This is a genomic window from Streptomyces sp. NPDC005195 (assembly GCF_040608315.1).
Classification (GTDB): domain Bacteria; phylum Actinomycetota; class Actinomycetes; order Streptomycetales; family Streptomycetaceae; genus Streptomyces; species Streptomyces kaempferi.
In genome coordinates this window covers 101,576-113,477 of the sequence record NZ_JBEXHZ010000006.1, presented here as the reverse complement: position 1 = coordinate 113,477, position 11,902 = coordinate 101,576, and the positions used below count along the sequence as shown (strand labels likewise).

Here is an 11,902-nt window from a genome sequence, read left to right as displayed (position 1 = left end):
CATGGCGGTCCTGGTGATCACGGGGACGGGCACGGAGGTGGGCAAGACGGTCACGACGGCCGCCGTCGCCGCCGTCGCCGTCGCCGCCGGACGGTCGGTGGCCGTCCTCAAACCCGCGCAGACGGGCGTGGGTCCGCACGAGCGCGGGGACGCCGACGAGGTGGCCCGGCTCGCGGGGACTGTCACCACGCTCGAACTCGGCCGCTACCCCGATCCCCTGGCACCCGCCACGGCCGCGCGACGGGCCCGGCTGGCTCCGGTGCGGCCCCGGGAGGTGGCGGAGGCGGCGGTCAAGCTGGCCACCGAGCACGACCTCGTGCTGATCGAGGGAGCGGGCGGTCTGCTCGTCCGCTTCGACGACGAGGGCGGCACGCTGGCGGACGTGGCGACGCTGCTGGACGCGCCGGTGCTGCTCGTCGTGGCGGCGGGACTCGGCACCCTCAACACGACCGAGCTGACGGCGCGTGAGATCCGGCGCCGTGGCCTCGGTCTGGCCGGGCTCGTGATCGGCAGCTGGCCCGGCTCAGCGGACCTGGCGTCCCGTTGCAACCTCGTGGACCTGCCGGTGGTGGCCGAAGCACCGCTGCTGGGCGCGCTGCCCGCGGGGGCCGGCGCCCGCCCGCCCGCCGCATTCCGCGCCGGGGCTCCGGGTTGGCTGGCACCCGCGCTCGGCGGCACCTGGAACGCGGACGCCTTCGCCGGGTCCTGCTGAGAGGCCGCCGAAGGGTGTGACGGACCTCCACGGGGGACGATCGCGGTAGGTCCCGTCCTTCCGGAAGGTCCGTCATGGCGTTCGGGTCGGCCGGTTCCGGCACGGTGTCACGGGATCCGGTGCACCACCCGCTGTTCGCCCGCTACCACGCCCGTGTCAGCGTGACCGCCGAGACGCGGCTGGGCATGGGCGGCGTACGCGACCGGCTGCTGGACCCGCGTGTACAGAGGCAGGTCTGTCACAGCGGCCGACGCGTCACAGGCTCCACTGGCGCAGTTCCTGTGCGATGTCGTGCACGGTCGCCTCGCCGCCCTTCACCAGGCGGGCGAGATCGCGCACCTGCTCCGGGGAGGTGACGACCTTGAGGCCGCTGGCGACGAGATAGGCGTACGCGACGGCCGAGGCGAACATCGCGTTGGAGCGTTCGAGCGCCGGGACGTGCAGCAGGAGCTGGAGCAGTGCGGCGGCGCGGGCGTGCGGACTGTCGTAGACGGGAATGCCGAGTATCTCCGCCTCGTGCCGGCTGACGGCGGCGACGAGGGCTCCCCAGTCGGTGACCTGGGGGTCTCCGGGCGTCTTCTGTTCGGCGATCATGAGAAGCCAGGCAAGGTCGACTCTGAGACTGCTCAACGGATCAACGACGACCTTCACGCGAGCCCGGACGGATGCCTTCACGAGCGCCTTCGCGGTCCGCGCCGAATTCCTCGGCGAAGACGGATTCGTACTGCTTCATGAAGTCGGAGGCGGCATCGACGAAGGTGTGACCCACCTCCCCGGTGTCCTGTCTGACCAGCTCCTCGATGTAGCGGTTCACGCTCATGCCGCGCGCCAGGGCCCGCTCGCGGGCGGCCCGGGCCGTGCCCTCGTCCACCCGCACGTTCAGTTGAGTCTTCGCCATACTCCGAAGCTAGCGCCGAAGTGCTAGCACCCGCAAGGGCCGGAGGACGGCCGGCCCAATAACCCGGAAGGGATACCCCCTGTGGACGGGATCACATTACGCTCGGCCGGGACACGGATGCCGGGACATCGACCACTCAGGAGGCGGCCTTGCCCACATCAGCTGCGGAGCACGCCGTCGGCCAGGGGGACGCCGACGGGACGGCGGCCCGCGCCCGCGGTCTGACGAAGGCGTACGGCTCGGGCGAGACGGCCGTCCTCGCCCTCGACTCGGTCGACGTGGCCATCGCGCGCGGCCGCTTCACCGCGGTCATGGGCCCTTCGGGCTCCGGGAAGTCGACCCTGATGCACTGCCTGGCGGGGCTCGACACCGTTTCGGCCGGACAGGTGTGGCTCGGCGACACCGAGATCACGGGGCTCAAGGACCGCGAGCTGACCCGGTTGCGCCGGGACCGGATCGGTTTCATGTTCCAGTCGTTCAACCTGATCCCGACGCTCAGCGCGGCCGAGAACATCACGCTGCCGATGGACATCGCGGGTCAGCGGCCCGACCCGAAGTGGCTCGACCAGGTCATCGACACACTCGGGCTGCGCGACCGGCTCAAGCACCGTCCCGCACAGCTCTCCGGTGGCCAGCAGCAGCGCGTCGCCTGCGCGCGGGCGCTCGCCTCGCGCCCCGAGCTGATCTTCGCGGACGAGCCGACCGGCAATCTCGACTCCCGCGCGGGTCTGGAGGTCCTCGGCTTCCTGCGTGAGGCGGTCGACGAGCTCGGCCAGACCGTTGTCATGGTCACGCACGATCCCGGCGCGGCCGCCCACTCCGACCTGGTGCTCTTCCTCGCGGACGGGCGGATCGTGGACGAGATGCGGCGGCCGACGGCGGAAGCGGTGCTGGAGCGCATGAAACGCTTCGACACCGTCCGGGCGGGCCTCTCGGGCTCCGCACCCGGCGACGGGGAATCCCACCCCAGGAAGGGGGACACGGGTGTCGTACCTCCCCAAACGGGCGCCGACCGCGCCGCACCCCCCGGAGCGGACTCCGCGGCGGACTCCGGCGGTGTGACGGCCGACGGCGGCACCGGCCACGTATCCCACGACAAGGACTGAGGCGGCCGTGCTCAAGGCGACTCTGCGCAGTTTCCTCGCCCACAAGGGGCGGCTGCTCCTCTCCGCGCTGGCCGTCGTGCTGTCCGTGGCGTTCGTCGCCGGCAGCCTGATCTTCTCGGACACGGTCACCCGTACCTTCGACCGGCTCTTCGCCTCCACCTCGGCGGATGTGACCGTGTCGCCCAGGAACGAGCTCACGTCACAGATCCCGACCGGCGCCACCCCGACACTGCCCGCCTCGCTCGCGGACCGGCTGGCGAAGGTCGACGGCGTCTCGGCCGCCCACGTCGACGCGGCCGTCGAGAACCTCACCATCGTCGACCGCGGGAACGAGTCGGTCGGGCCGACCTCGGGCGCGCCGACCATCGCCACCAACTGGCAGCCCAGCGAACGCAGTCCGGTGAAGCTGACCTCCGGCCACGCTCCGCACGGCGCCGGCGAGGCGCTGCTCGACGCGGACACCGCCGACCGCAAGCACGTCCGCATGGGCGACACCCTGACGGTGCAGGCGCAACCCGGCACGTTCGAGGTGCGGATCGTCGGCATCGCCACCTTCACCACCACCAACCCCGGTGCCGCGCTGTTGTTCCTCGACACCCCGACGGCGCAGACCAGGCTGCTGGGCAGCACCTCCGCCGCCACGAGCATCTCGCTGGACGCGGCGCCCGGCGTCGACGACGCCGTGCTCAAGCAGCACGTCGCGGCCGAACTCGGCACGAGCACGTACGACTTGAAGACGGCCGACGAGCAGGCCAAGGACGCCGCCGCACAACTCGGCGGCTTCCTGGACGTCATCAAGTACGTGATGCTCGGCTTCGCCGGGATCGCCGTACTCGTCGGTGTCTTCCTCATCGTCAACACCTTCTCGATGCTCATCGCCCAACGCACGCGCGAACTGGGCCTGTTGCGTGCGCTGGGCGCCGACCGGCGGCAGGTACGACGGTCCGTGCTGACCGAGGCGCTGCTGCTCGGACTGGTCGGCTCGACGCTCGGCCTGGCCGCGGGGATCGGGCTCGCCGTCGGGCTGATCAAGCTGATGACCGCGTTCGGGATGAACCTGAAGTCGACCGAGATGGTGATCAATTGGGGAACCCCCGTCGCGTCGTACGTCGTCGGGGTCGGCGTCACCTTCGTGGCGGCGTACCTCCCCGCCCGGCGCGCGGCCGGGGTCTCCCCGATGGCGGCCCTCGCGGACGCCGAGGTCGCGGGTCTGGGAAGGCCGTTGCGGGTACGGGGGGTCGTGGGCTCGGTCGTGGGGCTGGCCGGCGTCGCCGCGCTCGGCGGGTGCGTCGCGGCGTCGAAGACCTCGACGGCCGGCTCGCTGCTGGGACTCGGGGTCGTGCTGACCCTCGTGGCGACGGTGATCGCGGGCCCGCTCCTGGTCCGGCCGGTGATCAAGGTTCTGGGCGGGGCCTTCCCTGCGCTGTTCGGGTCGGTCGGCCGGATGAGCCAGCGCAACGCGCTGCGCAATCCCCGGCGCACCGGTGCCACGGCGTCCGCCCTGATGGTGGGCCTGGCCCTGGTCGGCGGGATGTCCGTGGCGAGCGCCTCCATGAGCAAGTCCTTCGACCAGCAGATCGACAAGACACTGGGCGCCGACTTCGTCATCCAGAACAGCAACTTCGTACCGTTCTCGCAGGAGGTCACCGACAAGGTGCGCGGCACGGACGGCGTCGCTCTCGTCGTCCGCCAGCGGTTCACCCCGGTCGCGGTGCGGCTGCCGGACGGCAAGCGGATCAAGACCACCGCCGCGGGCTACGATCCGCGCCTCGACGACGTCGCCCATCTCAGGTACGCCCAGGGGGACACCGCGGCGGCGCTGGGCGCGGGGCATCTCGCGATGGACGCGAAGTTCGCGCGGGAGCACGACGTGCGGGTGGGCAGCACGGTCCCCGTCGAGTTCCCCGCCGGGCGGCACGCCGATCTGACGGTGGCCGCGCTCACCGACCAGGAGTCCGCCGAGGGGTTCGGCATGCAGGGCGGCCTGTACGCCGGTTTCGGCACGATCGAGAAGTACGTGCCGGGCGGACAGGACTCCACCCTGTACGTGAACGCGGCTTCGGGCACCGGCGCCGACCAGCTGCGCTCCCGGCTGGAGAAGACGCTCGAGCCGTATCCGCAGGTACAGGTGCGTGACCAGGCCGACTACAAGAAGCTGGTCCACGATCAGATCGCGGTACTGCTCTATCTCGTGTACGCCCTGCTCGGACTCGCGATCGTCATCGCGGTGCTCGGTGTGGTCAACACCCTGGCCCTGTCGGTCGTCGAGCGCACCCGGGAGATCGGACTGCTGCGCGCCATCGGCCTCGGCCGCCGCCAGTTGCGCCGGATGATCCGCCTGGAGTCGGTGGTGATCGCCGTGTTCGGCGCCGTCCTCGGTCTCGTGCTGGGGCTGGTCTGGGGCGTCTGTGTACAGCAGGTGCTCGCGCTCCAGGGCCTGACGGCGTTCGCCGTTCCCTGGGCCACCATCGCGGCAGTGGTGGTGGGTTCGGCCGTCGTGGGCATCGTCGCGGCGCTGCTGCCGGCGCTGCGCGCGTCGCGCATGAACGTACTGGCGGCGATCGCGCACGAGTGAGATGCGCGGCTCCGCTCCGCCCCTTTGAGGACAAGTCACCGGTGAGTGAGGAGAGTTCGCGCCCCCGTCTCGCGTGCCCCTGCTGATCGGCGCGAACGGCGACCGGATGCCGCGGCCGGCCGCCGAGCACGCGGACATCGTCGTGTTCACCGGAGCGCGTACCACGCCGGGCGGGGCGCTGGAACCGCTCACCGCCGGGGAACTCGGCGAACGCGTCGCCGTGTACCGGGCACACGCCGCGGGACGCGAGGTGCCCGCCGAGTTCCACCCGCTGATCCGGATCGTCGCCGTCACCGACGACCGCGATCCGCCCCCCAGCCCCGTCCTGTGACCTGTCGTCGGACGTGTCCCGCGACCTGCCCTTGAACCGTGTCGCACGGCCTGCCCCTGAGGTGAGGCCGTCCCGCGGCCCGCCTTCGGGGTCGTCCGGATCATCACATCCCAGATGGTGGAATTCCGGGTCGCCCCCCGGGGCGCGTGATGGGATCGGCGCATGACCGACCTGCTGATCCGGGCCGCGACGCCCGAGGACCTCGACACCGTGCTGGCCTTCTGGAGGGCCGCCGCCGAGGGCACGAGCATCAGTGACGACCGGGACGGCGTGGAGCGGCTGGTCGCCCGTGACCCCGAGGCGCTGATCCTGGCCGAGCGGGAGGGGGAGCTCGTGGGGACGGTGATCGCGGGCTTCGACGGCTGGCGCTGCCATCTGTACCGCCTGGCGGTCCATCCCGGGCGACGGCGGCTCGGGATCGGCTCGGCCCTGCTCGCCGCGGCCGAGGAGCGGTTCGTACGGCTCGGGGGGCGACGCGGGGACGCGATGGTGCTGCGCCGGAACGAGACCGCTCAGCATGCGTGGCGGGCGGCCGGGTACGCGCCGGAGGAGGCTTGGCGACGGTGGGTGAAGCCGCTCGCCCGCTAGGCCCCGCCCCGCCGGAGACGGCTCTTTGCTCATCCTTTACCATTGGAGGATCGTCAGATCACCACATCCTCCCAATGACTCAGTCGGCTCAGCCGCCTCAGTCGGTTCAGTGAAAGGTGTGAGCGTCCGCCCATGGGCGAACCTCCCGGTACCCGACATCGCGCGATCCCCCCGACCCTGGCCGATCATGGGACGGAGGTGACCCGATGACCGAAGTACTCCTCCTGCTGGTGGCGGTACTGCTCTCGCTGGCCTGCGGCGTCTTCGTCGCGGCGGAGTTCTCGCTGACCACGGTCGAGCGCAGCGAGCTGGAGCGTGCCGTCGAACGCGGCGAGCGCGGCGCCGCGGGCGCCCTCAAGGGCGTACGGAACCTCACCTTCCAGCTCTCCGGCGCCCAGCTCGGCATCACCGTCACGAATCTGGTCGTCGGCATGCTCTCCGAGTCGTCGATCGCCAAGCTCCTCGCCGGGCCCCTTGAGTCGGCCGGGATCTCCCCCTCCGCGTCGATGTCGGTGGCCCTGGTCATCGGTACGGCGCTGTCGACCCTCTTCCTGATGGTCGTCGGCGAGCTGGTGCCCAAGAACTGGGCGATCTCCGCGCCGCTCGCCATGGCCAGGCGGGTGGCGACGCCGCAGCGCTGGTTCAGCGCCGCGTTCCGCCCGTTCATCACACATCTCAACAACACCGCGAACCATGTCGTACGCCGCTTCGGCCTCGAACCCGCCGAGGAGCTGGCCTCCGCGCGCGGGCCCCAGGAGCTGGTGGCCCTCGCCCGGCACTCCGCCAAGCAGGGCGCCCTGGAGGCGGACACCGCGGAGCTGTTCGTGCGCACACTGAACCTCGCCGACCTGTCCGCGGAGAACGTGATGACCCCGCGCGTCCAGGTCATCGCGCTGGACATCCAGGCGACCTGCGAGGACGTGGCGAACGCGACGCGGGCGACCGGCCTGTCCCGCTTCCCGGTCCACCGCGGCAGTCTCGACGCCGTCGTCGGCATCGCGCACATCAAGGACGTCCTGGCGCTGCCCGCCGAGCGCAGGGGCCGCACCACCGTCTCCAAGATCATGCGCGAGCCGCTGTTCGTACCGGAGTCGCTGACCGTCGACCGGCTGCTCGACCGGCTCTCCGGCAAGCGCACCATGGCCGTCGTCATCGACGAGTACGGCGGCACGGCCGGGGTCGCCACCCTCGAGGACATCGTCGAGGAGGTCGTCGGCGAGGTCCGCGACGAGCACGACCCCCACGAGACCCCCGACCTGGCCCCGGCCGACGCCGACAGCGAGGGGCGCAGCCTCTACTCGGCCGACGGGGCGGCCCGCACGGACCAGCTGGCCCGCCTCGGGCTGCGGGTCCCGAACGGCCCGTACGAGACGCTGGCCGGCTTCCTCGCGACCGAGCTCGGCCGCATTCCGGCCGTCGGGGACAGCGTCGAGGTCGCCGGGTGGCAGCTCCAGGTGGTGGACGCCTCGGGGCGACGGGCCGCACGGGTGCTGCTGCACGCACCGCTCGACCAGCACGAGGAAGGGAAGCGATGACCGCCGTACAACTGCTGATCGGCCTGGCGACGCTGGTCGTGAACGCCTTCTTCGTGGGCGCCGAGTTCGCGCTGATCTCGGTGCGCCGCAGCCAGATCGAGCCCCATGCCGAGCGGGGCGACCGCAGGGCGAGCAGTGTGCTGTGGGGGCTGGAGCACGTGTCCGCGCTGCTGGCGGCCGCGCAGCTCGGCATCACCCTGTGCACGCTGGTTCTCGGCATCGTGGCCGAGCCCGCGATCGCGCACCTGCTGGAGCCGGTGTTCCACGCCGTGGGTGTGTCGCAGGGCGCGGGCCACGTAGTCTCGTTCGTGATCGCGCTCACCCTGGCGACGTATCTGCACATGCTGTTCGGCGAGATGGTCCCGAAGAACATCGCGCTGGCGGAGCCGGTGCGCACCGCGCTGGTGCTCGGCCCGCCGCTGGTCGGGCTCTCCCGCGCCCTGCGCCCGGTGATCTTCACCGTCAACGCCTTCGCCAACGGCCTGCTGGCACTGCTGCGGGTCGAGACCAAGGACGAGGTCGCGGCGGCCTTCTCCGACGACGAACTGGCCCGGCTGGTCAAGGACTCCGGAGCGGCCGGGCTCATCGACAACCGTGCCCAGGAGCGGCTGCACGACGTCCTGGAGCTCGGGCGCCGGCCCGTGCGCGATGTCGTCCTCCCGCTGGAGGGCGTCGTGTACGCGAGTGTGGGCGTCACCCCCGAGGGGCTGGAGCGGCTGTCCGCCGAGTCCGGGTTCTCGCGCTTCCCGGTGGTGGACGAGGCGCGCCGCATCGTCGGCTATCTGCACGTCAAGGACGCGCTGGACGCGGTGCCGCGCGACGTGCCGTTCCAGGTGGGGGACATGCGGCCCATCGCGCGCGTCCGGGAGAGCACCCCGCTGGACGACGTGCTCACCGCGATGCGGCGCAGCCGGACGCATCTCGCGGCGGTCATGGGCAGCGACGGACGTCTCTCGGGGCTGGTGACGATGGAGGACGTGCTGCGGGAGCTGTTCGACCAGACGGTGTGACGCGTCGGCCACGCGGTGTGACGCGTCGGTCGGTGCCGGACGGCCGGCGCCGACCGCGCGGCGTGCGCCGGGCGCCGGGGCCGTGCGCCGGACGCCGGGCACCGGGCACCGGGCACCGGGCACCGGGCACCGGGAGGCCCGACCGACCGACGAGTACGCGCGCGGGTTACCATCTTTTCCGCCATGCAGACGAATGCCACGTACACCAGTCTTGTCGCGGTCGGCGACTCCTTCACCGAGGGCATGTCGGACCTGTTGCCCGACGGCTCGTACCGCGGCTGGGCCGACATCCTGGCCGGCCGGATGGCCGCGCTGACCCCCGCCTTCCGCTATGCGAACCTCGCGGTGCGCGGCAAGCTCATCGGACAGATCGTCGCCGAGCAGGTGGACGTGGCGGTCGCGATGCGGCCCGACGTGATCACTCTGGTCGGCGGCCTCAACGACACCCTGCGCCCCAAGGTCGACATGGGGCGGGTCCGCGGGCTGCTGGAGGAGGCCGTGGAGCGGCTCGCCCCCGCCTGCGAGCAGCTCGTCCTGATGCGCAGCCCCGGCCGCAACGGCCCGGTGCTCGAACGGTTCCGGCCGCGCATGGAGGAGCTCTTCGGCTTCGTCGACGACCTGGCGAAGCGGCACGGCGCGCTGGTCGTCGACCTGTACGGGGCGCCGTCGCTCTCCGATCCCCGGATGTGGGACGTGGACCGGCTGCACCTGACGGCCGACGGGCACCGCAGGGTCGCCGAGGCCGTCTGGCAGACGCTCGGCCTCGCGGCGGAGGACCCCGACTGGCACGCGCCGGTGCCGCCCACGGCGCCGCCCGGCTGGACGGCCCGCCGCACCGCCGACGTCCGCTTCGCCAAGCAGCACCTGCTGCCGTGGATAGGCCGACGGCTCACGGGCCGCTCGTCGGGCGACGGCCGCCCGGCCAAACGGCCGGAGCTGCTGCCGTACGAGGGCCCGCTGGGGTAGGCATCCCGTTCCGTCGCCGTACGAAGGGTCGTCGGCGTAGGCGTACCCGTACCGTCCTGGCGGAGCGGGCCGACGCCGGCGGCACCACGCGGTCCACACAGGTGGAGGCGCTTTCGTAGCTTCCTCCGACAAACCCCCCGGCGCTGGCCTGCAGGAATCGCCAGTAGAATCCGTCCACGTGACTGCCGCGCCCGCAAAGCCCCGTATCCCCAACGTCCTCGCCGGACGCTACGCCTCCGCCGAGCTCGCCACGCTCTGGTCCCCCGAGCAGAAGGTGAGGCTGGAGCGTCAGCTCTGGCTCGCCGTGCTGCGGGCGCAGAAGGACCTCGGGATCGAGGTGCCGGACGCCGCCATCGCCGACTACGAGCGCGTCCTCGACCAGGTCGACCTGGCCTCGATCGCCGAGCGCGAGAAGGTCACCCGGCACGACGTGAAGGCGCGGATCGAGGAGTTCAACGACCTCGCCGGGCACGAGCAGGTGCACAAGGGCATGACCTCCCGGGACCTCACCGAGAACGTCGAGCAGCTGCAGATCCGGCTCTCGCTCGAGCTGATGCGCGACCGCACGGTGTCCGTACTGGCGCGGCTCGGCAAGCTCGCGGGCGAGTACGCCGAGCTGGTCATGGCGGGCCGCTCGCACAACGTCGCGGCACAGGCGACCACCCTCGGCAAGCGTTTCGCGACCGCCGCCGACGAGCTGCTCGTCGCGTACGGCCGGGTCGAGGAGCTGCTCGGCCGCTACCCGCTGCGCGGCATCAAGGGCCCGGTCGGCACGGCGCAGGACATGCTGGACCTGCTGGACGGGGACGCGGCGAAGCTCGCGGACCTGGAGCGGCGCGTCGCCGGACACCTCGGTTTCTCGCAGGCCTTCACCTCCGTCGGCCAGGTCTACCCGCGGTCGCTGGACTACGAGGTCGTCACCGCGCTGGTGCAACTGGCGGCCGCCCCCTCGTCGCTGGCCAAGACGATCCGGCTGATGGCCGGGCACGAGCTGGTCACCGAGGGCTTCAAGCCGGGCCAGGTCGGCTCGTCCGCCATGCCGCACAAGATGAACACCCGCTCCTGCGAGCGCGTCAACGGTCTGATGGTCATCCTGCGCGGCTACGCCTCGATGACCGGCGAGCTGGCGGGCGACCAGTGGAACGAGGGCGACGTCTCCTGCTCGGTGGTGCGCCGGGTCGCGCTGCCCGACGCGTTCTTCGCGCTCGACGGTCTGCTGGAGACCTTCCTCACCGTTCTCGACGAGTTCGGCGCGTTCCCGGCCGTCGTCGCGCGCGAGCTCGACCGCTACCTGCCGTTCCTCGCCACCACCAAGGTCCTGATGGGCGCGGTGCGGGCCGGCGTCGGCCGCGAGGTCGCGCACGAGGCGATCAAGGAGAACGCCGTCGCCTCCGCCCTCGCGATGCGCGAGCGGGGCGCCGAGCGCAACGAGCTGCTGGACAAGCTCGCCGCGGACGAGCGCATCCCGCTCGACCGCGCGCAGCTCGGCGACCTGATGGCCGACAAGCTGTCCTTCACGGGCGCCGCCGCCGACCAGGTCGCCGTCGTCGTGGCCCGTGTCGAGGAGATCGTGAAGCAGCACCCGGAGGCCGCGGGCTACACGCCGGGGGCGATCCTCTGACGCGGCTGACCCCCGCGGACCTGGAGGCCGCCCGCGACCGGCTCGTGCCGGATGTCGTCGCGGACGGCCTCGACGTTCTGTTCTGCGGTATCAACCCCGGCCTGATGACGGCCGCCACGGGCCACCATTTCGCGCGACCCGGGAACCGCTTCTGGCCGGTGCTCCACCTGTCGGGCTTCACACCCCGCCAGTTGAAGCCCTCGGAACAGGACGAACTGCTGTCGTACGGGCTCGGCATCACCAACGTGGTGGCGCGGGCGACGGCGCGGGCCGACGAGCTGACCCCGGACGAGTACCGGGACGGCGGCCGGCTGCTCGTCGCGAAGGTGGAGCGGCTGCGGCCGCGGCTGCTCGCGGTGGTGGGGATCACCGCGTACAGGTCGGCGTTCGGCGAACGCGGGGCCGCGATCGGCCCGCAGGAGCGCACGATCGGGTCCAGCCGGGTGTGGGCGCTGCCGAATCCCAGTGGGCTCAACGCGCACTGGACGGCCGCGACGATGGCGCAGGAGTTCGGACGCCTGCGGTCGGCCGCCGCCGAGGACCGGCGCGGTTAGCTCCCC

11 protein-coding genes and 2 pseudogenes are annotated in these 11,902 nt (G+C 71.9%); 11 read left to right on the top strand and 2 right to left on the bottom strand.

Translation table 11 applies throughout. From position 1 onward, the window contains the following. Window position 1 precedes the first annotated feature (1 nt). Both bioD and ABZV34_RS09820 read left to right on the top strand, forming a co-directional pair. Entirely contained in the window at window positions 2-712 is a 711-nt protein-coding gene (gene bioD, locus ABZV34_RS09825) for a dethiobiotin synthase (protein ID WP_356273045.1), read from the top strand. A gap of 74 nt (window positions 713-786) precedes the next feature. Beyond that, window positions 787-921: pseudogene (locus ABZV34_RS09820) on the top strand (SAM-dependent methyltransferase); the annotation flags it as partial. Between the two features lie 46 nt (window positions 922-967). Here ABZV34_RS09820 and ABZV34_RS09815 read toward each other — a convergent pair. Continuing rightward, window positions 968-1,342, bottom strand: a complete 375-nt coding sequence (locus ABZV34_RS09815; protein WP_356273043.1) for a fic family toxin-antitoxin system, toxin component — start codon at window positions 1,340-1,342, stop codon at window positions 968-970. A gap of 4 nt (window positions 1,343-1,346) precedes the next feature. Next, the gene (locus ABZV34_RS09810) at window positions 1,347-1,610 is read right to left on the bottom strand and encodes a toxin-antitoxin system HicB family antitoxin (RefSeq protein WP_356273041.1); all 264 of its coding nucleotides are present in this window, start codon (window positions 1,608-1,610) and stop codon (window positions 1,347-1,349) included. A gap of 149 nt (window positions 1,611-1,759) precedes the next feature. On the opposite strand from ABZV34_RS09810, the gene ABZV34_RS09805 reads away from it, so the two are divergent. The 9 genes and pseudogenes from ABZV34_RS09805 (at window position 1,760) to mug (ending at window position 11,896) form a co-directional block, all read left to right on the top strand. Beyond that, the gene (locus ABZV34_RS09805; protein ID WP_356273039.1) at window positions 1,760-2,716 is read left to right on the top strand and encodes an ABC transporter ATP-binding protein; all 957 of its coding nucleotides are present in this window, start codon (window positions 1,760-1,762) and stop codon (window positions 2,714-2,716) included. Window positions 2,717-2,723: 7 nt separating this feature from the next. Continuing rightward, entirely contained in the window at window positions 2,724-5,291 is a 2,568-nt protein-coding gene (locus ABZV34_RS09800; RefSeq protein ID WP_356273037.1) for an ABC transporter permease, read from the top strand. A gap of 70 nt (window positions 5,292-5,361) precedes the next feature. Further along, window positions 5,362-5,595 (top strand): annotated as a pseudogene (locus ABZV34_RS09795) (LLM class F420-dependent oxidoreductase); the annotation flags it as partial. 189 nt (window positions 5,596-5,784) lie between these two features. After that, entirely contained in the window at window positions 5,785-6,210 is a 426-nt protein-coding gene (locus tag ABZV34_RS09790; protein WP_356273035.1) for a GNAT family N-acetyltransferase, read from the top strand. Between the two features lie 206 nt (window positions 6,211-6,416). After that, the gene (locus tag ABZV34_RS09785; protein ID WP_356273033.1) at window positions 6,417-7,745 is read left to right on the top strand and encodes a hemolysin family protein; all 1,329 of its coding nucleotides are present in this window, start codon (window positions 6,417-6,419) and stop codon (window positions 7,743-7,745) included. Beyond that, window positions 7,742-8,755 (top strand): hemolysin family protein, encoded by a 1,014-nt coding sequence (locus ABZV34_RS09780; RefSeq protein ID WP_356273031.1) that lies wholly within the window; start codon window positions 7,742-7,744, stop codon window positions 8,753-8,755. Before ABZV34_RS09785 ends, ABZV34_RS09780 begins: the two co-directional genes overlap by 4 nt. Window positions 8,756-8,938: 183 nt before the next feature. Next, complete coding sequence (locus ABZV34_RS09775; protein ID WP_356273029.1) at window positions 8,939-9,721, top strand: SGNH/GDSL hydrolase family protein; 783 nt, start codon at window positions 8,939-8,941, stop codon at window positions 9,719-9,721. Window positions 9,722-9,899: 178 nt separating this feature from the next. Then, window positions 9,900-11,342 carry an adenylosuccinate lyase gene (purB, locus tag ABZV34_RS09770; RefSeq protein ID WP_356273027.1) on the top strand — a complete coding sequence of 481 codons (1,443 nt, stop codon included), beginning with the start codon at window positions 9,900-9,902 and terminating at the stop codon, window positions 11,340-11,342. Beyond that, entirely contained in the window at window positions 11,339-11,896 is a 558-nt protein-coding gene (gene mug / locus ABZV34_RS09765; protein ID WP_356273290.1) for a G/U mismatch-specific DNA glycosylase, read from the top strand. The genes purB and mug overlap by 4 nt, the downstream gene beginning before the upstream one ends. Window positions 11,897-11,902 lie beyond the last annotated feature (6 nt).